This is a genomic window from Paeniglutamicibacter kerguelensis (genome assembly GCF_017876535.1).
In the GTDB taxonomy this organism is placed as follows: Bacteria; Actinomycetota; Actinomycetes; order Actinomycetales; family Micrococcaceae; genus Paeniglutamicibacter; species Paeniglutamicibacter kerguelensis.
Map to the genome: position 1 here is coordinate 105120 of NZ_JAGIOF010000001.1, position 23047 is coordinate 128166.

The window sequence follows — 23047 nt, forward strand, 5'->3', positions numbered from 1 at the left end:
CATGGTTATGCCTTGCCGCGTCTTCGAGTCAGCATAGACTTCGACAAGAAGGACACAAGCCCGTGGACCTGTATGAATACCAGGCGCGCGATATGTTCGAGTCGCACGGCGTACCCGTGCTGGCCGGCATCGTTGCCTACACTCCTGAAGAAGCCAAGGCCGCAGCCGAGAAAATCGGCGGCGTCGTGGTTGTTAAAGCCCAGGTAAAGGTCGGAGGCCGCGGCAAGGCCGGCGGCGTCAAGGTCGCAAAGACCGCCGACGAGGCATTCGAGCACGCAACCAACATTCTCGGCATGGACATCAAGGGCCACACCGTGAACAAGGTCATGATCGCCCAGGGCGCAGACATTGCCGAGGAGTTCTACTTCTCCGTACTGCTGGACCGCGCCAACCGCAACTACCTGGCCATGTGCTCGGTTGAAGGCGGCATGGAAATCGAGGAACTCGCCGTTGAGCGCCCCGAGGCACTGGCACGCATCGCCGTTGACCCGGCCGTTGGCATCGACCAGGCCAAGGCCGACGAGATCGTTGCAGCAGCAGGCTTCGCCCCGGAACTGACCGAAAAGGTTGCCTCGGCAATCCTGAAGCTGTGGGACGTCTTCAAGAAGGAAGACGCAACCCTGGTTGAGGTCAACCCGCTGGTTCGCACCGGCGCCGGCGACATCGTGGCACTGGACGGCAAGGTCTCCATCGACGAGAACGCCGACTTCCGCCACCCGCACCACGCCGACCTTGAAGACAAGGACGCAGCGGATCCGCTCGAGGCCAAGGCCAAGGCGCAGGACCTCAATTACGTCAAGCTGGACGGCGAAGTGGGCATCATCGGCAACGGTGCTGGCCTGGTCATGTCCACCCTGGACGTTGTTGCATACGCCGGCGAGAACCACGGCAACGTGAAGCCCGCCAACTTCCTGGACATCGGTGGTGGAGCCTCCGCAGAGGTCATGGCTGCCGGTCTGGACGTCATTCTGAATGACAAGCAGGTCAAGGCCGTGTTCGTGAACGTCTTCGGTGGCATCACCGCGTGTGACGCCGTTGCCAAGGGCATCGTCGGCGCGCTGGCCGAACTGGGTTCCTCAGCCAACAAGCCGCTTGTTGTTCGCCTTGACGGCAACAACGTGGAGGAAGGCCGCCGCATCCTTGCCGAGGCCAACCACCCGCTGGTCACCCTGGCAGCAACCATGGACGAGGGCGCCGACAAGGCAGCCGAACTCGCCAACGCAGCGAAGTAAGTAGGGATACGCGAACATGAGCATTTACCTTAACAAGGACTCCAAGGTCATCGTTCAGGGCATCACCGGTGGCGAGGGTACCAAGCACACCGCACTGATGCTGAAGGCCGGCACCAACGTCGTCGGTGGCGTCAACGCCCGCAAGGCCGGCTCCATCGTCGTGCACGGTGACAAGGACATCAAGGTCTACGGCGCAGTTGCCGAAGCCATGGCCGAAACCGGTGCCGATGTTTCCATCGTCTTCGTTCCGCCGGCATTCACCAAGGATGCAGTCGTTGAAGCCATCGAGGCAGGCATCGGCCTGGTCGTTGTCATCACCGAGGGCGTTCCGGTACAGGATTCGGCCGAGTTCTGGGCACTGGCCCAGTCCAAGGTCGACGCCGACGGCAAGCAGATCACCCGCATCATCGGCCCGAACTGCCCCGGCATCATCACCCCCGGCGAAGCACTGGTCGGCATCACCCCGGCCAACATCACCGGCAAGGGCCCGATCGGCTTGGTCTCCAAGTCCGGCACCCTGACCTACCAGATGATGTACGAACTGCGCGACCTGGGCTTCTCCACCGCCATCGGCATCGGCGGCGACCCGGTCATCGGCACCACCCACATCGACGCCCTGGCTGCGTTCGAGGCGGACCCGGAGACCAAGGCCATCGTCATGATCGGTGAAATCGGCGGCGACGCCGAAGAGCGTGCAGCCGACTTCATCAAGGCCAACGTCACCAAGCCGGTTGTCGGCTACGTGGCAGGCTTCACCGCCCCCGAGGGCAAGACCATGGGCCACGCTGGCGCCATCGTCTCCGGCTCGGCCGGTACCGCACAGGCCAAGAAGGAAGCACTTGAGGCTGCCGGCGTGAAGGTCGGCAAGACCCCGTCGGAAACCGCAACGTTGCTGCGCGAAGTTTTCGCCGCCCTCTAAGGCACATGTAGCATCCGCCGTCGGCGGTCGGCCACCCGGTATCCCGGGAGGCCGGCCGCCGTCGGTCTTTAAGTAGCGCCAGGGGTGGCCGATTCCCGCGGTGCGGGAATGCCGCTTGTCGGCCGTGCCGCGGCGATGCCTAGGATGCGGGGAGGAAAGTGTCCCCGGCATCGAAAGGCAGGCCGCTTCGCATCATGAAACGTTCCCTCACGCGGATCCCTGCAGCGCTCGCGCAATTGAACTTCAAGCCGTTCCCGAAACCGGGGAGGAACCCCGCAACCGGGGCACTCACCGTGGATGACCTGCGGCTGCTGGCCAGGCGCCGGGCTCCCACCGCGGCCTTCGACTATGCCGACGGCGGTTCCTATTCAGAGGAAACCCTTGACCGGAACTACCGCGCGTACCGGAACGTGGAACTTGTCCCGGGGATCTTGCGCGACGTGAGCTCGGTGGATCCGGGTGTGAGCATCGCGGGAACGGACTTCTCGCTGCCCGTGGGCATCGCGCCCACGGGACTGACCCGCCTCATGCACGCGGCCGGCGAACGTGCGGGGGCCACTGCCGCCGCCAAGTACAACGTTCCCTTCACCCTGGCCACCATGGGCACGGTGTCCATCGAGGAAACCGCCGCCGTGGCGCCGTTGGGCGCCCGCTGGTTCCAGCTGTACCTGCGCCAGGACCGCGCACTGTCCCTGGAGATGATGCGCAGGGCGCGGGCCGCCGGCTACGAAGCCTTGATCCTGACGGTGGACACCGCCGTCACCTCGACGCGCGTGCGCGACCAGCGAAACGGCATGACCCTGCCGCCGACGCTCGGCGTGCGGACCTTGCTTGATGCGGTCAGGCGCCCGGGGTGGTGCCTTGACTTCCTCACCACGCCGCCGCTGGGCTTTGCCAACTTTGCCGAGGAGGCGGGAAACGTCAGCGCTCAGTTCAACACCATGTTCGACGCCTCGCTGAGCTACGCGGACCTCGGCTGGGTCAGGGAGGCCTGGCCCGGGACCCTGATCGTCAAGGGCGTGCAGGGACCGGAGGACGCGGTCGAGTGCTTCGTGCACGGAGCGGACGGCGTGGTGGTCTCCAACCACGGCGGACGCCAGCTGGACAGGGCCCCGGTGCCGCTGCTGGAGTTGCCGGCGATTCGCGCCGCCGTCGGGCCGGAGAAGCTTGTCATCGCCGACTCGGGAATCATGAGCGGCGGCGACGTGGTGGCGGCGCTGGCGGCCGGCGCAAACTTCACGCTCATCGGCAGGGCGTACCTCTACGGGTTGATGGCAGGGGGGGCAGGCCGGGGTTGAGCGCACCCTGGAGATCCTCGAGCGGGAGATCCGGCAGACCATGGCACTGCTGGGCGTGCGCACCCTGGACGAACTTGGCCCCCGGCACGTGCGCCTCGGCTCTGTGGACGCATAGCGGAGGTCGCACGCCCTTCCGCACGAAAAACGTGCGTTGTTCCCCCCGACGTCAGGGGGAACAACGCACGAGCTGCGTGCCCGGGGCATAGGTACGGTTCAGGCCGCAGTGACCTTCACCGGAATGGACTTCCAGCCGCGCAGCGTGGTGTGCATGAACTGCTCGGGCTCGGCGGTGAGCTCGATGGACTTTACCTGGTTCGCCAGCTCGGTGATGAGCACATCCATTTCAAGGCGGGACAGCGGCTGGCCCACGCACTGGTGGATGCCCATGCCGAAGGCCAGGTGCCCGCCGGCGGGCCGGGTGATGTCGTATTCGTGGGCCGTGGGGCCCCAGCGGCGCTCGTCGCGATTCGCCGCGCCCACGAAGATTGCCACCTTGGTGTCCTCCGGGACGGCGACGCCGCCGATCTCCGTGGCCTGGCTCGTCGTGCGGTAGAAGGACTGGAACGGGGACTCGAACCGGAAGGCCTCGTCGATGGCGAACTTCACGAGTTTGGGATTCTCGTGGACCTTGGCGTATTGCGCGGGGTGGCGCACCAGGGTCAGCAACGTGGATCCGAGGGAAAAAATGGTGGTGTCAAGACCCGCAGAGAGCATGGCGCGAACCAGCAGGGCCGCCTGTGAGGTCGTTATTTCGCCGCGGTCCGCATAGTCCCAGATCTGAGCACCGAGGCTGCCCGGGCTCAACCGCTCGCGGGCCGTGTTGGCCATGGCCCAGTCGTTCGTGCCGGCGCCGGCGGCAAAGTGCTCACGGGCCAGGGGGGTGTCGGGCCCGAAGGTGGAGAAGTTGGCGGCTCCGAGTGCCAGGAGGTTTTCGGCCCGGCCGTCCCGCGGGATGCCCACCGCGTCGCCGAACGCCCGCAGGGGGAAGACCTCGGCCATGTCCTTGATCAAGTCGAATTCGCCGCGTGCCAGGAGTTCGTCAACGAGCTTGGACGCGTACTCCTCGAACCCGGCGCGCAGCGAACGGACCCCGCGCGGGGAGATGACCCCGGCCATGGCCTGGCGCATCTGGGTGTGTATCGGGGGATCGGATTCCATGATGCCCTGGGCCCGCCAGCTGGGTTCGTGGTGCAAATTCTTGGGTCCGGCCCCCGCGCCGGAGATGAATGTGCGGTAGTCATCTAGGACTTCTTTGCATTCATCAAAGCGGGTCACGGCCAGGACGCCGTGTTCCTGGATCTTGAGCACCGGCCCGACCTCGCGCATTCGTTCAAAGAGCGCGTAGGGATCCACGAGATGTTCGTTTGAGTAGGGGTCTTCCGTGAATATGGGCGCCGTCGCGTCGGCCAGTTTCGAGTCCATGGGTGCCTCCCCAAAGTAGTGGTGAATGCCATTAACCTAACGCGATGTGAAAGTTGGGGTTAGCGCGATTCTCATCATGTGAGAACCCGAATTGTCCTTCGGTTACGCAGCATGGAACATCGTTGCAATGCCTGAACATATGTCTTGCATCACACGAAGGCTCGAAGGAGAGGGGGAGGGATGGCAACGTCATTTGAACGGGGTCTGAGCATCCTGGCCGAGGTCGCCGCCGACGGCGATGTCACGGTCGACGCGGTGGCCAGCAAGCTCGGCATTCCCTCCAGCACTGCCTACCGGTACTTCAGGGCGCTGCGTGAACAAAACTTTGTCGTCGAGGAAGAAGGGCACTACCGGCCCGGGCAGGTCTTGCTCAGGGTCTCGGGCCAGCACCAGGCCCAGTCCTATCTGGCCGAGGTCGGAAACGCCGTCTTGCGTGAAATCGTGGACCAGGTCGGGGAAACCGCCGTCATGATCGTGCGCATCGGCTCCCAGGCCATGTGCCTTCGCCGGGTCGAACCCGACAAGTCCCTGAAGTACTCGTTCGCCGTCAACGAATTGCTGCCCCTCCATGCGGGTGCCGGACAGCGCCTGTTGCTGGCCTGGGCACCGCCCGAGGTGTTGCATCAGGTGCTCTCCGGGTCGATGGCCCGGTTCACCCCGAACACCCTGGGACGCGAGCAGATCCTGGCCTCCATTCCACAGATCAGGTCCTCCGGATACGTGCTTTCACGCGGCGAACTCGATCCCGGGTCCGTGTCCATCGCCGTCCCCGTGGTGAGCCGCGGTGAAGTCGTCTGCTCCATCAACGTGGCAGGCCCCGAGGGCCAATGCGGTTCGAAGCTCTGGATTTCCTCCACGCTGCGGGTCATTCGCGAGTCCGCCAACAAACTTACCCACGCATTGCAAGAATGCACTCCGAACAAATCAACCAGGGAGACCCTTGATGACTACAACAGTATTGGCTGAGGCGGCACCGGTGACCATCGGCGTTCACCGGGCCACCCTCGACGACCTCATCCAGGTTGCCAGGCACCGACGCCCGGTGGTCATCGACGAGGCCGTCTTCGAGACCATGCGCCCGAGCCAGGAATGGCTGCAGGGAGTGGTCGACCAGATGGGTCCCGGCAAGCAGACGCCGCCGATCTACTCCATCAACACCGGATTCGGCTCGTTGGCCGGGCGCCAAGCCTTCGCTGAACCCTCGGACGCCGCCGAGCTCTCACGCCGGCTGGTGCTCTCCAACGCCGCGGGCGTGGGGCGCCACGTGGACGAGGAAGTGGTCAGGGCCACGATGTTCATCCGCATCGTCAGCCTGACCCAGGGCTACTCCGGGGTCCGCCCGGAAATCATCACCACCCTGGCCAAGATGCTCAACGCGGGCGTCTGCCCGGCGATCCCGGAATACGGTTCGCTCGGGGCCTCCGGCGACCTCATCCCGCTGGCCCACGTCGCCATCGTCATGTCCCGTTCGCACACGGGCGAGGACCTGGAGCTGGACTCGGGGGAGGCCCTGGTGGACGGCAACGTGGTCAGCGGCATCGCCGCGATGCGGCATGCCGGCATCGAGCGACTGCCGCTGGGCGCCAAGGACGGGCTGGCCCTGCTTAACGGCACCTCGTTCTCCTGCGCCCAGGCGGCGCTGGCGCTCTTCGACGCCCAGAACCTCCTGGAAACCGCCCAGATCACCGCCGCGATGAGCATCGAAGCCTTGATGGGCTTCGGGGATGCGTTCATCGACGAACTGCACCAGGCCCGCGGCCAACGTGGGCAGATCGAGGTCGCCGCACGCATCCGCGAACTGCTGGCCGGATCGACCCTGATCGACGGAAACGCCTCGACCGACCCCGTGCGCCAGCCGCCGCAGGACGCCTACTCGCTGCGCTGCGTCCCGCAGGTCTTCGGCGCCATCAAGGACACCCTGGGCTTCGCCGCGGGAATCATCGACAACGAGATCAACGCGGCCACCGACAACCCGCTGATCTTCCCGGCGCTGCCCGACACCCGCAAGCTCAAGGCGGTGTCCGGCGGAAACTTCCACGCCGAATACGTTGCCTTCGCCGCCGACTTCATCTCGATCGTGGTCACCGAGATCGGCAACATCACCGAACGCCGGCTCTTCCGACTCGACGACGGCACCCTGAACCGGGGGCTGCCGGACATGCTCATCGACAGCGAGCAGACCGGCATGGACTGCGGCTACATGCTGCCGCAGTACCTGGCCGCGGCCCTGGTCTCCGACTGCAAGACCCTGGCCCACCCGGACTCGGTCGATTCGATCCCGACCTGCGCCAACCAGGAAGACCACGTGTCGATGGCCAACAATGCCGGCCGCCATGCGCGGCAGATCGTGGCCAACATCGAATCGGTGGTCGGCATCGAATTGCTCATGGCCGCCCAGGCCCTTGAACTGCGGGCCATGCGCGAGGAAACCGGCGACGCGCGCCCGGGGCCCGCCAGCGCCGCGGCCCTGGCCCTGGTGCGGTCCTCCAAGTCCGCCGACGGCCGGCCCGTGGACCACATCCGCAAAGATGTCGTGCTCTATCCCCGGGTCCGCAAGGCCCTGGACCTGGTGCACAGCGGCGCCGTCGTCGAGACGGTCAACAAGGTGCTCGCCGGCTAGCCGCACGGCACCGGCCCCCGGGCCGCCCGGCCGCCCCCAACCCGCCAGCCATCCACCACCCATCCAGTCCACCGGCCACGGCCCCCGTGGCCCTGTCAACCCTGCCCGTTTCCAGGGTCGCAGCACCCGCATCGGCACCGATGCAACCCACCCACTCCAGCAGTTCCGAGATCACTCACAGGGAGAAAAAACCATGAAAAACTCGACTCGCACCGCTCGTCCCGCAGCGTTGGGCGCACTCGCCCTGGCCGCATTGCTTGCCCTGACCGCCTGCGGGGGGAACGCAGAAGCGGAAAAGAAGGCCCCGGCAGCGGCGGCCAGCGCGCCGCTCTTTGCGCAGCTGCCGGAAAAGATCCAGAGCGCCGGAACCATCAACGTGGCCAGCAACGTCGAATACCCGCCGTTCGAGTCCTTTGACACCGACGGCACCACCATCATCGGCATCGACCGGGAAATTGCCGACGCGCTGGAGAAGCAGCTGGGCGTCACCATGGACTTCGACAACATCGCCTTCGACGCGATCATCCCGGGCCTCGCCTCGGCCCGCTACGACATGGCCATGTCTGCCATGTCGGACACCGTGGAACGCCAGAAGCAGGTCAACTTCCTCGACTACTTCTCCGCCGGCGGAGGCGTCATGACCTCGGCCGCAAACGCCGAGAAGCTCAAGACGCTTGATGACCTGTGCGGCAGCCACGTGGGCATCGTGAAGGGCACCACCGAGGACGCCGATGCGGCGGAGGCCTCCAAGAAGTGCGAGGCGGCGGGCAAGCCGAAGGTCGAGGTGACGATCTTCGCGGGTCAGAACCAGGCGGTGCTGGCGCTGCAGTCCAACCGCGTGGACGCCTTCCTGGTCGACTCGACCTCCGGTTCGGTCGTTGCCGCCGAGTCAAAGGGCGCCCTGGCCATGGGCCCGCGCTACCAGGACCTCGCCTTCGGCATCGTCTTCCCCAAGGACCAGGAACAGCTCATGACTGCCATCCAGAAGGGGCTCGAGGCCATCAAGGCCGACGGCAGCTACGACGCGATCCTGGCCAAGTACAACATGGCCGACCACACCATGGAATCGTTCCCGGTCAACGGCGTGAAGCAATGACATCGCGTTCAACGACGTCGCACGCACGCCGGGTGGAAGAGACCGAATTGGTCGTCGTGCCGGCCCGCTACGTGGGTCGCTGGATCGCAGCGGTGGTGGTCATCGGCATCCTGCTGATGCTTGTCTACGGCATGTTCGCCAACGAACGCTTCCACTGGGACGTGGTCGGGGAGTACCTCTTCGCCAAGCCGGTGCTGGCGGGCCTGGGCCGCACGCTGATGCTGACGGCGATCTCCATGCTCATCGGCATCGGGCTGGGCATCGTGGTGGCGGTCTGCCGGCTCTCGGCAAACCCGATCCTCTCCACGGCGGCCTGGGCGTACTCGTGGTTCTTCCGCGGCACCCCGCTGATGGTGCAGCTGCTGTTCTGGTTCTTCCTGGCGGCGCTGATCCCCAACATCGGGATCGGGATCCCGTTCGGCCCGGAGCTGCTGAGCATCGACACCAACTCGGTGATCTCCCCGTTCACCGCGGCCCTGCTGGGGCTGAGCCTGAACGAGGGCGCCTACATGGGCGAGATCGTGCGATCCGGGATCCGGGCGATCCCGCCCGGGCAGACCGAGGCCGCGAAGGCGATCGGCATGTCCCGCCTGCAGACCATGCGCCGGGTGATCCTGCCGCAGGCCATGCGGGTGATCATCCCGCCGACCGGCAACGAGACCATCGGCATGCTCAAGTACACCTCGCTGGTCATCGTCATCGGCTACTCGGAGCTGCTGACCAGCGTCTCGATCATCTACTCGCGCAACTTCCAGACCATCCCGCTGCTGATCGTGGCGGCCATCTGGTACCTGGCCGTCACCGCGGTGCTTTCGGTGTGCCAGTTCTTCATCGAGCGCCACTTTGAACGCGGCTTCACCCCCGTCAAGGGCAGGAAGCCCGCGGCGCCCGCCGGCGCGGCATCTGTCCCGGGGGCCGTCGCCGGGGCCTCGCCAAGCATCGAACCTGAATTGGAGCCGAGCAAATGAGCGAACCAGTCCTGCGCGCCCACGGCGTGCGCAAGTCATTCGGGCACCTGGAAATCCTGAAGGGCATTTCCCTGGAGGTGCAGGCCGGGCAGGTGGCCTGCCTGCTGGGCCCCTCGGGCTCCGGCAAGTCCACCTTCCTGCGCTGCATCAACCACCTGGAAAAGATCAGCGACGGCGAGCTCTGGGTCCACGGCGAACGGATCGGCTACCGCCGCGCCGGCAACAAGCTGCACGAGCTGAAGGAAAACGAGACCGCCAGGCAGCGCGCCTCCGTGGGCATGGTGTTCCAGCAGTTCAACCTCTTCCCGCACCGCACGGCGCTGGAAAACGTGATCGAGGGCCCGCTGATCGTGCAGAAGATGCCGCGCGCCCAGGCCCTCGCCGAGGGCATGGAGATGCTGGACCGGGTGGGGCTGGCCGACAAGTACCAGCACTATCCCGCGCAGCTCTCCGGCGGCCAGCAGCAACGCGTGGCCATCGCCCGGGCACTGGCCCTGAAGCCGAAGCTCATGCTCTTCGACGAGCCGACCTCGGCCCTGGACCCGGAACTGGTCGGCGAGGTGCTGGACGTGATGACCTCGCTGGCTGCCTCCGGCATGACCATGATCGTGGTGACCCACGAGATGGGCTTCGCCAAGGAGGTTGCCGACGTCGTCCACTTCATGGCCGACGGGCAGCTCGTGGAATCCGGGGACCCCCGGCAGGTCCTGGAAAACCCGAGGGAACCCCGCACCCAGGCGTTCCTCTCCAAGGTGCTGGCCTAGCCCCCGCACCACGCATCCAGACCCACCAGCGCAGGGAAAGATCAGATGAACGGCCACAGACTGAACACCGCAGTATCACTGACCGCAATATCGACTCCCGAACCGCGGCCCCTGGTGGGCCGGCTGCCCGGCTACTCGCGGTCGGCGTCCGCCGGAACGGTCCGGTGGGTGGCATCCTCCAACGAATCGTGGATGCCGCCCTCGCCGGCGGCCGTCGAGGCCATGGTCGCCAGCGTGCAAGGCGCCAACAGGTATCCGAGCCTGGCCGGGGACCGGCTGGTGGCGGCCCTGGCCGAACGACTCGGGGTGTCCGACACCCGGGTGGCGGTGGGCGCCGGGTCGCTGGCGCTGCTGGGGCAAATCTTCAACGCATTCGCCGGCCCGGGGGACGAGGTGCTCTACGCATGGCGCAGCTACGAGGCCTATCCGATCCTTGTCACCCTGGCCGGAGCCGAACGCGTCGAGGTGCCGCTTGATGCGGCGCACCGCCATGACCTCGGGGCCATGGCCGCCGCCGTCACCGAACGCACGACGGTGGTGCTGCTGTGTAGCCCGAACAACCCCACCGGGACGGAGCTGGACCTCGGGGAGATCCGCTCCTTCCTCGACACGGTGCCCGGGCACGTGCTGGTGGTGCTCGACGAGGCCTACCTCGAGTTTTCCGGCAACCCAGGGGACACGCTGCAATTGCTGCAGGAGCACCCGAACCTGGCCATCCTGCGGACCTTTTCCAAGGCCTACGGGCTAGCGGGGGTGCGGGCGGGCTACCTGCTGGCACAGGAAGGGGTCATCCAGGCTATCCGTGCCGTGGCGCCTCCCTTCGGGCTCAGCGCCGTGGCGGAGGCCGGGGCCGTGGCGGCCCTGGAGGATGCCGGCCACCTGCGCGACACCGTGGAAGCGGTCCTGGCCGAACGCGGGTTCCTGCACCGGGAACTCACCGCCCGCGGCTACCGCATCCCGCCCAGCGGAGGAAACTTCCTCTGGATCCCGGAGACCGACGTGCCGGCCTCGGGCATCGAACGGATGTGCGCGGCACACGGGTTGTCGGTGCGCGCCTTCGCCGGGTCCGGGGTGCGCGTGAGCATCGCCCCGCGCGAGGCCTCGCTGGCGGTGCTGGCGGCCCTGGACGTATTCGGCCCGCCGCCCGTCCCCTCGGAAACCACCACAACCACCCCGCATAACCACAGCCTTGAAATACACAGCACTGGAGGTGCATCGTGATCAGCACAAGCGAACAGCCCGTCGTTGAAGACCCGCAAGGGGGAATCCTCGTTTCCGAGGACGGTTTCTTCGACGTGGAGGTGGCGGGGATCAACCGCGAATCCGGTTCGGTGGTCTCCCTGGAGCTGGCCCACCCGGCGGGCCTGGCCCTGCCGGACTGGAGCCCGGGCTCGCACATTGACGTCCTGCTCCCCAACGGGCTGTTGCGCCAGTATTCGCTGTGTTCGGCGCCGGGCGACAAGCGTTGGCGCCTGGGCGTGCTGCGAGAACCGGCGGGGCGCGGCGGATCGGCCTACATCCACGAGGACCTGCGCCCCGGGGCACGGATCAAGGTGCGGCACCCGCGCAACAACTTCGAGCTGGCACCGGCGCCCGAGTACCTGTTCATCGCCGGCGGCATCGGCATCACGCCCATCCTGCCCATGCTGCGCGCCGCCGAGGACTCCGGCGTGCCGTGGCGGTTGGTCTACCTGGGGCGCAGCCGCAGCTCCATGGCGTTCACCAACGAGTTGGCCGCCTACGGGAGCAAGGTGCACCTGCACGCCGACGACGAATCCGGGTTCTACCCGCTCCCGGAGCTGCTCGGGGACCCCACGGCCGGCTTCCACACCTATGTGTGCGGTCCCGGCCCGCTGCTGGATTTCATATCCGGCTTCGCCGCCGGCTGGCAGGATTCCGGTCGCTACCGGTTCGAGCGATTTGTTGCTGACCCTGCCGCGAGCGCGCCGGCGGCCGGGGACCACGAGTTCACGGTGGAGACCACCGGCGGCCTGGAGGTGAACGTGCCGGTGGGCACCAGCATCCTCGGCGCGCTGGAGGAAGCGGGCATCATGGTCCTGAATTCCTGCCGCGAGGGCATCTGCGGCACCTGCGAAACCCCGGTGGTTTCCGGGGAGGTAGACCACCGCGACTCGCTGCTCAGCGACGAGGAGCGCAAGGCCGGGGAGACCATGATGATATGTGTTTCACGGTGCAAGGGCCGGCGCCTGGTGCTGGACATTTAAGGGAGCGGAGGTCCAGAACGGCGGCCGGCGGTCCAGTACGGATGGGGGTACTGGAACGTCAGCCGCGCAACCTGAAGAACGAGGTTCCGGCCGAGGAGAAGGCTCCGGGCAACAGCAGCACCAGAAGCTCCGGGTTGAACTGCACCTCGACGGGGCCGCGCCCCTCCAATGCGGCTGCGAGTTTCTCCGGCGCGACGGCCTGCAACAGCCATTCGGACGGTCCGGCGCCGAGCTGCAGGAGCCCGGTGCCGGGGTCGTGGTCGAGCCAGGCGGTGATCCAATCGCCGGCAAAGCGCGGCAGGGGATTGGCGGAGGTTGCGGGTGCTGTGTGAAGGTGGCTAGTCATGATGGGGCACGATCCTTGAAGCTGGTTGTCCTTGCCCCCGCCGCAGGAATGCGTGCGAAGGCCGCTTCGTCATCCGAACCACCCGCCGTACAACAATGGGGTTGGTACCTGGTCAGTCGGAGCTTTGCCATAAGCAACCAGAATTCGTGAAGCTGTTCCAACCATACGTTGGTGAACGGACACTTCGCCACCGCTGAGTCAGGAACCGCAACAATCCGTCATCGCTTGGCAGGAGGACGTGTACCCGGCCGGAGGCATAGGCTGAGAAGAACAGACACCCAACCCCAGCTTCCGGAGGTACACCATGCGAGCCACCCTGATCCATGGACCGCGGGACATCCGCGTCGAAGACTGCCCGGACCCGGAACTGCTCGCCGACACAGACGCGCTGGTCAAGGTCACTGCCGCCTGCGTCTGCGGATCGGACCTGTGGCCGTACCGCGGGGTCAACCAGATCCCGAAGCCACGGCGCATCGGCCACGAATTCATCGGCGTCGTCACCGAAATCGGGGACAAGGTGGAGACGCTGAAGGTTGGGGACTTCGTGGTTGCCCCCTGGGCCAATAGCTGCGGGAACTGCCCGCCATGCCGCAACGGCGTCCAAGTGGCCTGCGAGCACCGGGCCGTCTGGGGCGGGACCGACGAGCACGGGCTGCCGGTGGACGGCGGCCAGGGCGAGGCGGTGCGCGTTCCCAACGCCGATGGCACCCTGGTGCCGGTCCCGGGCGTGGGCAACCCGGACGAGGCACTGGCCAAGTCGCTGCTTGCTCTCTCGGACGTGATGGGCACTGGACACCATGCGGCGCTCGGGGCCAAGGTGGCACCGGGCCGCAGCGTCGTGGTGGTCGGCGACGGCGCGGTGGGCCTGAGCGGGGTGCTGGCGGCCAAGCGGCTGGGCGCCACCCGGATCATTGCCATGTCCAGGCCTGCCGACCGGGCGGCGCTGGCCCGCGAATTCGGGGCCACCGAGGTGGTCGCCGAACGCGGGGAGGAAGCCGCAGCCAAGGTGCGCGAGCTGCTCGGGGGAGTGCTGGCCGACTCGGTGCTCGAATGCGTGGGCACCGCCGAATCGATGGAACAGGCGCTGGCCTGCACCCGGCCCGGTGGTGCGCTGGGCTTCGTCGGTGTGCCGCATGGGCATGACCCGCTGCCGATCTCGGTGCTGTTCTCCAAGAACATCTCGGTGGCTGGCGGGGCCGCCAGCACCCGGGCCTACCTGCCCGAATTGCTGGAGGACGTGCTGTCCGGGGCCATCAATCCCGGGCTGGTCTTTGACACGGTGATGGGCCTGGAGCAGGCCCCTGAGGCCTACAAAGCCATGGACGAGCGAAAATCCATCAAGGTCATGCTCGTGCCGTAGCGGGCCATGTCGGGACCGGAATAGCTGGCTTCGCACGGCCGTCCCCGCTGCCGTGACCATTTTGTGACCTTTGTCGGCATGCATTATCGTTGGTCACCGATGCCAGCTCTTAGCGAAACCCCTGACCGAGTACCGTCCGCCGCAACAAGCGAACCCGTCTTCGTCGACCCATCCGGCAGACGCCTGCTGCGGCTCAAGAAAACCGGAGTGGTGGCACTGGGGCTGATGTCGGTGTATGTGTTGCTGTTCCTGGTCGCCTTCCTCGGCGGCTCTACGATTGCGGCCCCGAACCTGCCTATGCCCGCAAAGCCGGCGGAGGCAGGGCCGGAAACCGCCACGAAACCGGGTCCGACGCCCGGATCCGCGCCGGCGCGTGCCGAGGAATCGCCGGCGGCGGCACCCGGCACCGCCGACAATACCGCGGCGGCCGAGAACACCGCGGAGAAGGCCACTGGCCCCGCTGCGCCCTCCTCCACAGCCGAAGCCACCGCACCCTCCACCGCACCCTCCACCGCACCCTCCGGCGCAGCCGATCCCGGTGAAACCACGGACGCGCCGGCCGAGCCGAGCCCGGATCCCGTGAGCGCCACCCCGAGCCCCGGCAGCGAGCAGGCAACCCGCGGAAAGAGCCAGAGCGCACCTGGCCGCAGCGCAACCGCCCCCGGACACGGCGACACCGGCCAGGCCAAGCCCACCGGGGGGCTCCGCCCGTGAGCACCGGACGCCGGGCCGCCCGCAGCGGCGGCATCGGAGCACACTGGTTTCTCATGGTCGTCGTCGTGCTGACCCTCGGGCTGTCGCTGGCCGTCCAGGGATACATGAACCACCTGGCCGGCATCGGCGATCGCCCCGCCCCGGCAAGCAACGCCACCGGGAACGTCCCCGCGGCGGTCACCGAAGGTCGCCCGGTCATTGATGCCCGCGGGGAGGGCGTCCGCACGGCCGGCCCCTCCGGCCACACCGTGGCCCTGACCTTCGACGACGGACCCGACCCGGCCTGGACGCCCCGGATCCTCGATGTCCTGCGGGAGCACGGGGTCCACGCCACCTTCTTCGTGACCGGCAGCTCGGCGATCAAGCACCCCGAGTTGCTCCGGCGCATGGCAGCCGAGGGGCACGAGATCGGCACCCAGACACTCACGAACGCCGACCTTTCCGCGGCACCCTCCTGGCGGCGCCAGCTCGAGATCCGGGGTGCCCAGAAGGTGGTTGCGGGGATCACCGGCCAATCGCCGTCGCTGTTGCGCCCTCCGCACAGCACGGACAATACGGCCGTCACCGACGGACAGTGGTCTGCCATGGACGCGGCGGCGGACGAAGGTTTCCTCGCCGTGCTGGGCACGCTCGACAGCGGAGACGAGCAGGCTCCGGGGTCCGAGGTGATTGCCGATCGCCTGCTGCGGCCGGAGGCCCGGGGGCAGGTGGTCGTGATGCACGACGGCGGGGGAACTCGGTCCCAGACCGTCGAGGCGCTGTCCGCGGTGCTTGGACAGCAGGCGGAGTCCGGGCACCGCTTCACCACGGTCGGCGACTCGATAGGCGTGGACAGCACCCGGCAGGCATCCTTCGCGGACTTCGTCATCGGAACCGTGTTTGTCTGGGGTGTCCGGTTCACCGATGTGTTCGTCACGGCCATATCCTGGGCGCTCGTCGCGGCCGGGGCCGTGACGCTGGCCAGGGCGGTGCTCGTGATGGTGGTCGCCGCCCGGCACAACCGGGCCGTTCGGAGGGGCCGCGAGGCGGATCGGAACCGCGGTTGGTTCGAACTGCCGCTGCGCACCGAGATCGCCGAACCGGTCAGCGTGATCGTCCCCGCCTACAACGAATCGGCGGGCATCGAGGCGGCTGTGCGGTCCATCGCCGCCTCGACCCATCCGGTCCAGATCATCGTCGTCGACGACGGGTCGAGCGACGGCACCGCTGACATCGTCGAGGCGCTCGGATTGCCCAACGTCGAAATCATCCGCAAGGAGAACGGCGGAAAGCCCTCGGCGCTGAACGCCGGGATCGCCGCGGCCCGCCACGACCTGGTGGTGATGGTCGACGGAGACACGGTCTTCGAGCCCGACACCGTCCACGTGCTCATCCAGCGCTTCGCCGAGCCGCGGGTGGGCGCCATCTCGGGCAACACCAAGATCGCCAACCGCGGCGGCATCCTCGGCGCGTGGCAGCACATTGAGTACGTCGTCGGATTCAACCTGGACAGGCGCCTGTTCGACGTCGCCGAATGCATGCCCACCGTCCCCGGGGCGATCGGCGCGTTCCGCCGCGAGGCCCTGGCCCGGGTGGGCGGTGTCAGCAACGACACCCTCGCCGAGGACACCGACCTGACCATGGCGCTGTGCCGCGGCGGCTGGCGGGTCGTCTACGAGGACGACGCCCGGGCCTGGACCGAGGCCCCGGCGACCCTCGGGGCCCTCTGGAAGCAGCGCTACCGCTGGTGCTACGGCACGCTGCAGGCCATGTGGAAGCACCGCGGGGCCGTCGTGCAGTCGGGTGCGGCCGGGAAGCTGGGGCGCCGGGGGCTTGGCTACCTGCTGGTCTTCCAGGTGCTGCTTCCGCTCTTCGCGCCCGTTGTCGACGTCTTCGCCATCTACGGACTGGTGTTCCTGGATCCCGTCCGGATTGCCGTGGTCTGGGGAATCTTCCTGCTGATCCAGTTCATCATGGCCGCTTACGCGTTCCGGCTCGACCGCGAACCGCTGCGCGCCCTGTGGACGTTGCCGCTGCAGCAATTCGTGTACCGGCAGCTGATGTACCTGGTGGTGATCCAGTCGGTGGTCACCGCACTGGCCGGGGTGCGCCTGCGCTGGCACCGGATGGAGCGCTACGGTTCCCTGCGCGCCCCGATGGATTCCCCGGCCCGGACCTCGGCGCCCTGATGCACCGGCGGGCCGGGATCCAACGGGAATCCCCGAAGGCCGCCGATCCCATGGAACCAAGGGATCGGCGGCCTGCCGTCATGCGATGAAAAGCGAGACTAGCCGGTGCAGGGTATTTCCCGGGCCTTGGCGTCGTAAAGCTTTCCGTCGGAAACGTAGTCTCCATCGTGCAGGTCGGTGAGCAAGGCCGAGGAGATCCTCCGGTTGCTGGCTTCGGCCATGACGGATGTCGGCTTGTTGCCCCGGATCTTGAAGTGGTTGAACAGCAGGTTCAGCAGGATCGCCATGATGGCCGAGGAACTGATTCCCGAGTGGAAGATCGTGACAAACCAATCCGGGAACGACGCGTAGATGTTTGGTGCGACGATCGGGAACATGCCGAAGCCCAGGGCGGTGGCCACAACGATCAGGTTCATGTTGCCTTCGTACTTCACCGTGGACAGGGTCCGAATGCCCGAGGCCGCGACGGTTCCGAACAGCACGATCCCGGCTCCGCCAAGTACCGGCGTGGGGATGGCGGCCACGAAGCGGCCGAGGATCGGCAAAAGCCCCAGGATCGCTAGAATGCCGTCGCCCGCGGTGACAACAAACCTGCTCTTGACCCCCGTGATGGCGACAAGCCCGACGTTCTGGGCGAAGGCGCTCTGGGTGAAGGAATTGAAAATTGGCGAGATCGCGCTCGAGATCATGTCTGCACGCAAGCCATCACCGATGCGCCGCGAGTCCGTCTTGGTTCCAACGATTTCGCCGACCGCAATGATGTCAGCCGAGGTTTCGGTCAGTGTCACCAAGATGACGATGACCATGGAGAGAATCGCGGCGAGTTGGAACTCCGGGGGACCGAAGGCGAAGGGCATGGGGAAAGCGAATGCGGGACCTTCCATGACCTTGCTGAAATCGGCCATTCCCGTCGCCGTAGCGACGATGGTTCCCGCAATCATTGCCAGGAGGATGGAGAGCCTGGAAATTGCGGCGACACCGATCTTGCTGAAGATCACGACGAAGAGCAGCGTGACTCCGGCCAATCCGAGGTTCTGCATGGAACCGAAGTCGTCGGCCGTGGGGTTTCCGCCCATGGTCCATCCCGCCGCAACGGGCATCAGCGTCAGGCCGATGGTGGTGATCACCGTTCCGGCCACCACCGGAGGGAAGAACCTGATGATCCTCGAAAAGATCGGGGTGATCAGCAGGCCGATCACCGAGGCCGCTATCACGGCACCGAAGACGGTCGCGATCGAGCCGCCGCCCTCGAGGATCGAGATCATGGTCGCCACCCCGGCGAAGGAAACTCCCTGAACCAAGGGAAGCTGGGAACCAAAGAACGGAATGCCAACCGTTTGGAGCACGGTGGCGAGCCCGCCGACAAAGAGACATGATGCGATCAGCACCCCGATCTCGGCTTCGGAGAGCCCCGCGGCGGTTCCGATGATCAGCGGCGGGGCAATGATTCCCCCGTACATGGTGAGAACGTGCTGAAATCCGTATCCCACGTTCTGTGCGAAGGGCAGTCGTTCGTCCTCGGGTCGTGATGTATTGCCCACGCGCGCCGCTGAGGCTGATTTTCGAAAAATAGACATGAGGGTATCTCCAGGATCCGCTAGCTGAACTGGTGGATGGGTGCTGAGAGGTCCACCAGCGCCCGTGCGTGTTTGCGGTGCCGCTGGATGAGTTCCGGCAGATCCAGTCCGGGGATCGCTCCGTCGATGACTCGCCATTTCCCTCCGACCATGACGCGGTCCGCCTTGTCGGCACCGCAGAGCAGCAATGATGCCAAGGGATCGTGGCTGCCCGAGAAACGCAATTCATCGGTCTTGAAGAACGCAAGATCCGCTTGCTTGCCGACAGCGATGGTGCCGATGTCGGTCCGCCCGAGCACCTTGGCCGAACCCTCGGTGGCCCATCCAAGGGCCCTTTCCACGGGAACATCGGCGCCGTAGCGCAGCCGCTGAAGGTAGAGGGCCTGGCGCGCTTCGAGGATCATGTTGGAACCGTCGTTGGAGGCCGAACCGTCGACACCCAGTCCGACGGGGACCCCCGCCGCTTCGAGTTCCAACACGCGTGCTATGCCCGACGAAAGCCTCATGTTCGAGGTTGCGCAGTGGGCCACGGCCGTCCCCGCTGCCCCAAGCTGGCGGATCTCCGCGTCATTGAAATGAATGCCGTGACCGAGCCACGTTTGTGGTCCGAGCCAGCCCACGCTTTCCAGGTAATCGAGGAGCCGCAGGCCAAACTTGGAGAGGCAGAATTCTTCCTCGTCCAGGGTCTCGGCCAGGTGGGTGTGCAGGCGGACATCGAATTGCCCGGCGAGTTTTGCGCTTTCGCTCATGGCCTGGGTCGTGACCGAGAACGGGGAGCAGGGGGCCAACGCGATCTGAATCGAGGCTCCTGCCCCGCGCTCATGATAGGTCTCGATCAACCGCTGGCTGTCGGCCAGGACAACGTCCAAATCCTGCACCGTCGACTGCGGCGGAAGCCCGCCGTCGTCTTCGCCCAGCGTCATCGACCCTCGGGTCAGCGTTGCCCGCATGCCAAAGTCCCTGACCGCTGCGACCTCGATGTCGATCGATTCATCCATGCCGTCGGGGAAGAGGTAGTGGTGGTCGGCCGCCGTGGTGCATCCCGAGAGAAGCAATTCAGCCAGGGCGACGCGCACGGCGGCGTCGAGGGCATCGGGGGTCAATCGCGCCCAAACCTTGTAGAGATTCTGCAGCCACGGGAAGAGCGGGGCATTTGCGGCCGGGCCCCAGGCGCGGGTCAGTGTCTGGTAAAAGTGGTGGTGCGTGTTGATTAGTCCCGGCGTGATGACGTGGTTGCTTGCGTCGAAGACCTCGGCGTAAGGGGTCGTCGGGACCTTGCCGGCCGGGACCAGCTCGACAATCAGGTTGTCCCGGACAACGATGCCGCTGGCAGCGTCGGTGGTACTTAGGATTCCTTGCGGGTTCTTGATCCACAGGGCAGTCATGTTCGGCATGGCCGACATTCCTTTCGTTGAGAAAAGATAAATGTCAGCTCAGTTATGCCTGTCTGCTGATCCAGGACGCCATGGCGTGCTTAGGAGACTAGCAATGTGATGCGCATCTCGGCAAGGCTTGTTTGGAAATTTGTTTTTGCATCGTGAAAAAGGCGTGCAATTTGCCGGAGCAAATTGCACGCCTTTTGGTGGAAATACGACTAGGTCCTTAGACGCGTTCGCGTTCCGAATCGGGGGCGCGCTTGGGAAGGCTGCGTCCGCCGAAGAACTCGGGCCGCCGCACTGCCGCGCCCACCAGGAACAGGGCGCCCAGGGCGATGATGCCCACGCCGATGACAAACACCAACCCGATCCCGAAGACCTCCGAGCCCGACCCGTAGGCCGGGTCCCAGGAGTCGACGGCCGTCTGGATGAAGACTGCAACCAGTGCGATGCCGCCCAGCAGCGGGGCAAGCAGGCGCAGCAGGAAATTGCGCAGCGAGTCCAGCGCGGTGTGCCTGAAATACCAGACGCAGGCCAGTGCCGTGATGCCGTAGTAGAAGCAGATCATCATGCCCAGCGCCAGGATGGTGTCGTTCAGGACGTTGTTGCTCAACACCCGCATCAACGCGTAGAAGCCGGCCGAGACGCCGCCGGCGACGATGGTGGCAAAGGCGGGGGACTTGAACTTGTTGAGCGAGCTGAATCGCTTGGGCAGCGCGCCGTGGTGCGAGATCGCGAGCAGCGAGCGAGCCGGAGAGATCATGGTGGACTGCAGCGAGGCCGCGCAGGAGGAGAGTACCGCCAGCGAAAGCAGGATCGCGAACGGGCCCATGACCGGGGTGGCGATGGCGGTGAAGACGTTTGCGGAGTTCTCCGGGTTGCGCAAGCCCAGCCCGGTGTCGCCGACGCCGGCAAACATCACCGTGGCGATGGAACCGAGCAGGTAGATGGCCAGCACGCCGACGGCGGTCAGCGCCGCGGCCATGCCGGAAGTCTTCTCGCCGTTCTTGGTTTCCTCGGTCATGGTCAGACATACGTCCCAGCCCCAGAAGGCAAAGATCGACAGGCTCAGGCCCACTGCGAAGGCCGAGAAGGAATCAATGTGCATCGGGTTGAACCAGGAGGCGTCAAAGGCCAGATGCCCCGGCTGGTCGGCGGCTTTGGAGAACGCGCTGATGGCAAACCAGGCGAGCACCGCCAGCTGGAATCCCACCAGGACGTATTGGACCAAACGCGTGGTGGTCAGCCCGCGGCAGGCGATGAAGACTGCCGCTCCGACGAAGGCCAGGCAGGTGAGGATGTTGATTGCGTTGTTGCCGGACAAGTCGGCCAGTGCCGGGTTTCCCGTGGCTTGGGCCAGGAAGAGGTAGAAGAAGTCCACCGCGACGCCGGCAAGGTTGGACAGCACGATGATGTTGGCCGCCAGCAGGCCCCATCCGCCCAGCCAGCCCAGGGCAGGGCCGAAGGCCTGGCTCACCCAAGTGAAGGTGGTGCCCGAATCGGGGGTGTCTGCGTTCAGTTCCCGGTAGGCCAGTGCGACCAGGAACATCGGGATGAAGCCGATGATGAAGATGGCCGGCAACTGGGTGCCGATGGCTTGTACCGTGGGGCCCAGCGAGGAGGTCAGCACGTAGGCCGGGGCGATGGTGGAGATGCCGATCATCACCGCGGCGAAGAGTCCCAGCTGGCCGGATGCCAGGCCCTTGCCGCGCACCAGGCCCGAGGCCGCGGAGGGCGCCGGGGTTGTTGCGGCCGAATTCTTCAGCGTGGACTGGCTCATGACTCGTCGTCCTTTGTCGCTGGTTCCTGCTGGGTGATGCAGTGGATTCCGCCGCCGCGGGCAAATAACTCGCGGGCGTCGACACCGACGACCTTGCGTCCCGGGTAGGCGTCGGCCAGCACGGCAAGGGCCTTTTCGTCGTTGGGGTCGTTGAACGTGCAGGCTACGACGCCGCCGTTGATGACCAGGTGGTTGATGTAGCTGTAGTCCACGAACCCTTCCTCGTCGCGCAGCGTGGCAGGGGCAGGGACCTCGATGACGTTGAACGGGCGGCCGGCTGCGTCGGTGGCCCCGTGGAAGGAAGTGATGATTTCGCGGCTGATTGCGTGGTCGGGGTGTTCCGGGTTGTGCTGGGTGTGGACCAGGACGTTTCCGGGGGAGGGGATGGTGGCAACGATGTCCACGTGGCCGCGGGTGCCGAATTCCTCGGAGTCGCGGCTCAGGCCGCGGGGCAGCCAATGGACCTTGGTGGCCCCGAGGGTGCGGGCGAACTCGGCCTCGACCTCTTCCTTGGTGATCCCGGGGTTGCGTCCGGCGTCCAGCTGGACGGTTTCGGTGGCCAGCACCGTACCTTCGCCGTCGACGTGGATGCCGCCGCCCTCGTTGACCAGCGTCGAGGCGATCCGCTGAACGCCCGCCCATTCGGCGACCGCCGCGCCGATCTTCGAGTCCTTGTCCCACGATGCCCAGTCCTGGGCGCCCCAGCCGTTGAAGACCCAGTCGACGGCGGCAAGTTCCCCGGCGTCGTTGGTGACGAAGGTGGGGCCGATGTCGCGCATCCAGGCGTCGTTGAGTTCCGCAGTGCGGATTTCGATGCGCCCGTCGAGGTAGTCCGAAGCAATCGCGGTGTCGGAGGGATCCACGACCATGACCACTGGCGCGAACTCGGCCACGGCATGGGCAACATTGGCCCAGGTGGAGCGGGCCGCGTGGGCCTCGGCGTCGGTCTCTCCGAGGGTGTAGCCTTCGTGGGGGAATGCCATCCAGACGCGTTTCTGCGCCGAGGTTTCTGCGGGCATGGTCCAGTTCATGGTGTTGCTCCTGCGGGGGTTTGCTGCCTGAACGGGAGTGTTTGGCCGTGCCGCTTCCCGCCTGGATGCACCGGGGCGGGAGACTCCTGTCACAGTAAATGAATGTCGTTCGTTTTAGTATGGTGCCTTGGATCACGTTGCGCAAGGGGTA

Annotated in this window: 20 protein-coding genes and 1 riboswitch; of the genes, 14 read left to right on the forward strand and 6 right to left on the reverse strand. The window is 66.1% G+C overall.

Going from position 1 to position 23047, the window contains the following annotated elements:
* Positions 1–62 precede the first annotated feature (62 nt).
* The 4 genes from sucC (at position 63) to JOF47_RS22425 (ending at position 3564) form a co-directional block, all read left to right on the forward strand.
* Positions 63–1232, forward strand: a complete 1170-nt coding sequence (gene sucC / locus JOF47_RS00470; protein WP_209995230.1) for an ADP-forming succinate--CoA ligase subunit beta — start codon at positions 63–65, stop codon at positions 1230–1232.
* A 16-nt stretch (positions 1233–1248) separates the two neighbouring features.
* Positions 1249–2151: a succinate--CoA ligase subunit alpha gene (sucD, locus tag JOF47_RS00475; protein WP_209995231.1), complete on the forward strand. Its 903-nt coding sequence runs from the start codon at positions 1249–1251 to the stop codon at positions 2149–2151.
* Positions 2152–2345: 194 nt separating this feature from the next.
* Entirely contained in the window at positions 2346–3449 is a 1104-nt protein-coding gene (locus JOF47_RS00480; RefSeq protein WP_245356196.1) for an alpha-hydroxy acid oxidase, read from the forward strand.
* 28 nt (positions 3450–3477) lie between these two features.
* Entirely contained in the window at positions 3478–3564 is an 87-nt protein-coding gene (locus JOF47_RS22425; RefSeq protein WP_425354917.1) for a hypothetical protein, read from the forward strand.
* Between the two features lie 98 nt (positions 3565–3662).
* On the opposite strand, the gene JOF47_RS00485 is transcribed toward JOF47_RS22425, so the two are convergent.
* Positions 3663–4871 (reverse strand): cytochrome P450, encoded by a 1209-nt coding sequence (locus tag JOF47_RS00485; protein WP_209995232.1) that lies wholly within the window; start codon positions 4869–4871, stop codon positions 3663–3665.
* A gap of 180 nt (positions 4872–5051) precedes the next feature.
* On the opposite strand from JOF47_RS00485, the gene JOF47_RS00490 reads away from it, so the two are divergent.
* The 7 genes from JOF47_RS00490 to JOF47_RS00520 all read left to right on the forward strand — a co-directional run bounded on the left by JOF47_RS00490 (position 5052) and on the right by JOF47_RS00520 (position 12544).
* On the forward strand, positions 5052–5837 hold the full coding sequence (locus JOF47_RS00490; protein WP_209995233.1) for an IclR family transcriptional regulator: 786 nt from the start codon (positions 5052–5054) through the stop codon (positions 5835–5837).
* Positions 5815–7491 (forward strand): HAL/PAL/TAL family ammonia-lyase, encoded by a 1677-nt coding sequence (locus JOF47_RS00495; protein ID WP_209995234.1) that lies wholly within the window; start codon positions 5815–5817, stop codon positions 7489–7491. The genes JOF47_RS00490 and JOF47_RS00495 overlap by 23 nt, the downstream gene beginning before the upstream one ends.
* A gap of 193 nt (positions 7492–7684) precedes the next feature.
* Positions 7685–8587, forward strand: coding sequence for an ABC transporter substrate-binding protein (locus JOF47_RS00500; RefSeq protein WP_209995235.1), 903 nt, complete (start codon positions 7685–7687; stop codon positions 8585–8587).
* Positions 8584–9555: an amino acid ABC transporter permease gene (locus JOF47_RS00505; RefSeq protein ID WP_209995236.1), complete on the forward strand. Its 972-nt coding sequence runs from the start codon at positions 8584–8586 to the stop codon at positions 9553–9555. Before JOF47_RS00500 ends, JOF47_RS00505 begins: the two co-directional genes overlap by 4 nt.
* Complete coding sequence (locus tag JOF47_RS00510) at positions 9552–10319, forward strand: amino acid ABC transporter ATP-binding protein (RefSeq protein WP_209995237.1); 768 nt, start codon at positions 9552–9554, stop codon at positions 10317–10319. The genes JOF47_RS00505 and JOF47_RS00510 overlap by 4 nt, the downstream gene beginning before the upstream one ends.
* Before the next feature lie 45 nt (positions 10320–10364).
* Positions 10365–11540, forward strand: a complete 1176-nt coding sequence (locus JOF47_RS00515; RefSeq protein WP_209995239.1) for a histidinol-phosphate transaminase — start codon at positions 10365–10367, stop codon at positions 11538–11540.
* Positions 11537–12544 (forward strand): PDR/VanB family oxidoreductase, encoded by a 1008-nt coding sequence (locus JOF47_RS00520; RefSeq protein WP_342592669.1) that lies wholly within the window; start codon positions 11537–11539, stop codon positions 12542–12544. Before JOF47_RS00515 ends, JOF47_RS00520 begins: the two co-directional genes overlap by 4 nt.
* Positions 12545–12602: 58 nt before the next feature.
* On the opposite strand, the gene JOF47_RS00525 is transcribed toward JOF47_RS00520, so the two are convergent.
* On the reverse strand, positions 12603–12890 hold the full coding sequence (locus JOF47_RS00525) for a hypothetical protein (RefSeq protein ID WP_209995241.1): 288 nt from the start codon (positions 12888–12890) through the stop codon (positions 12603–12605).
* Positions 12891–12912: 22 nt separating this feature from the next.
* Positions 12913–13042, reverse strand: a riboswitch (SAM riboswitch).
* Positions 13043–13194: 152 nt separating this feature from the next.
* Here JOF47_RS00525 and JOF47_RS00530 point away from each other — a divergent pair.
* The 3 genes from JOF47_RS00530 (at position 13195) to JOF47_RS00540 (ending at position 17132) form a co-directional block, all read left to right on the forward strand.
* The gene (locus JOF47_RS00530) at positions 13195–14250 is read left to right on the forward strand and encodes a zinc-dependent alcohol dehydrogenase family protein (RefSeq protein ID WP_209995242.1); all 1056 of its coding nucleotides are present in this window, start codon (positions 13195–13197) and stop codon (positions 14248–14250) included.
* 99 nt (positions 14251–14349) lie between these two features.
* On the forward strand, positions 14350–14964 hold the full coding sequence (locus JOF47_RS00535; RefSeq protein WP_209995243.1) for a hypothetical protein: 615 nt from the start codon (positions 14350–14352) through the stop codon (positions 14962–14964).
* Positions 14961–17132: a bifunctional polysaccharide deacetylase/glycosyltransferase family 2 protein gene (locus JOF47_RS00540; RefSeq protein ID WP_342592670.1), complete on the forward strand. Its 2172-nt coding sequence runs from the start codon at positions 14961–14963 to the stop codon at positions 17130–17132. Before JOF47_RS00535 ends, JOF47_RS00540 begins: the two co-directional genes overlap by 4 nt.
* 98 nt (positions 17133–17230) lie before the next feature.
* Here the strand turns inward: JOF47_RS00540 and JOF47_RS00545 are convergent, their stop codons facing one another.
* From JOF47_RS00545 to JOF47_RS00560, 4 genes are all read right to left on the reverse strand, one after another.
* A complete protein-coding gene (locus JOF47_RS00545) occupies positions 17231–18709 on the reverse strand; it encodes a nucleobase:cation symporter-2 family protein (RefSeq protein WP_209995244.1) in 1479 nt (492 codons plus the stop codon).
* Between the two features lie 20 nt (positions 18710–18729).
* The gene (locus JOF47_RS00550; RefSeq protein ID WP_210001274.1) at positions 18730–20094 is read right to left on the reverse strand and encodes an 8-oxoguanine deaminase; all 1365 of its coding nucleotides are present in this window, start codon (positions 20092–20094) and stop codon (positions 18730–18732) included.
* Between the two features lie 217 nt (positions 20095–20311).
* Positions 20312–21865: an APC family permease gene (locus JOF47_RS00555; RefSeq protein ID WP_209995245.1), complete on the reverse strand. Its 1554-nt coding sequence runs from the start codon at positions 21863–21865 to the stop codon at positions 20312–20314.
* Positions 21862–22896, reverse strand: a complete 1035-nt coding sequence (locus JOF47_RS00560; protein ID WP_209995246.1) for an agmatine deiminase family protein — start codon at positions 22894–22896, stop codon at positions 21862–21864. The genes JOF47_RS00555 and JOF47_RS00560 overlap by 4 nt, the downstream gene beginning before the upstream one ends.
* Between the last annotated feature and the right edge of the window lie 151 nt (positions 22897–23047).

What these genes read in the sequence shown, in the direction of transcription:
- JOF47_RS00555 (WP_209995245.1), bottom strand. Translation starts at nt 21,865, where the DNA reads ATGAGCCAGTCCACGCTGAAGAATTCGGCCGCAACAACCCCGGCGCCC.
- JOF47_RS00550 (WP_210001274.1), bottom strand. Translation starts at nt 20,094, where the DNA reads ATGACTGCCCTGTGGATCAAGAACCCGCAAGGAATCCTAAGTACCACC.
- JOF47_RS00485 (WP_209995232.1), bottom strand. Translation starts at nt 4,871, where the DNA reads ATGGACTCGAAACTGGCCGACGCGACGGCGCCCATATTCACGGAAGAC.
- JOF47_RS00480 (WP_245356196.1), top strand. Translation starts at nt 2,346, where the DNA reads ATGAAACGTTCCCTCACGCGGATCCCTGCAGCGCTCGCGCAATTGAAC.
- JOF47_RS00530 (WP_209995242.1), top strand. Translation starts at nt 13,195, where the DNA reads ATGCGAGCCACCCTGATCCATGGACCGCGGGACATCCGCGTCGAAGAC.
- JOF47_RS00510 (WP_209995237.1), top strand. Translation starts at nt 9,552, where the DNA reads ATGAGCGAACCAGTCCTGCGCGCCCACGGCGTGCGCAAGTCATTCGGG.
- JOF47_RS00525 (WP_209995241.1), bottom strand. Translation starts at nt 12,890, where the DNA reads ATGACTAGCCACCTTCACACAGCACCCGCAACCTCCGCCAATCCCCTG.
- JOF47_RS00545 (WP_209995244.1), bottom strand. Translation starts at nt 18,709, where the DNA reads ATGTCTATTTTTCGAAAATCAGCCTCAGCGGCGCGCGTGGGCAATACA.
- JOF47_RS00515 (WP_209995239.1), top strand. Translation starts at nt 10,365, where the DNA reads ATGAACGGCCACAGACTGAACACCGCAGTATCACTGACCGCAATATCG.
- JOF47_RS00560 (WP_209995246.1), bottom strand. Translation starts at nt 22,896, where the DNA reads ATGAACTGGACCATGCCCGCAGAAACCTCGGCGCAGAAACGCGTCTGG.
- JOF47_RS00505 (WP_209995236.1), top strand. Translation starts at nt 8,584, where the DNA reads ATGACATCGCGTTCAACGACGTCGCACGCACGCCGGGTGGAAGAGACC.
- JOF47_RS00535 (WP_209995243.1), top strand. Translation starts at nt 14,350, where the DNA reads ATGCCAGCTCTTAGCGAAACCCCTGACCGAGTACCGTCCGCCGCAACA.
- sucD (WP_209995231.1), top strand. Translation starts at nt 1,249, where the DNA reads ATGAGCATTTACCTTAACAAGGACTCCAAGGTCATCGTTCAGGGCATC.
- JOF47_RS00495 (WP_209995234.1), top strand. Translation starts at nt 5,815, where the DNA reads ATGACTACAACAGTATTGGCTGAGGCGGCACCGGTGACCATCGGCGTT.
- JOF47_RS00500 (WP_209995235.1), top strand. Translation starts at nt 7,685, where the DNA reads ATGAAAAACTCGACTCGCACCGCTCGTCCCGCAGCGTTGGGCGCACTC.
- JOF47_RS00490 (WP_209995233.1), top strand. Translation starts at nt 5,052, where the DNA reads ATGGCAACGTCATTTGAACGGGGTCTGAGCATCCTGGCCGAGGTCGCC.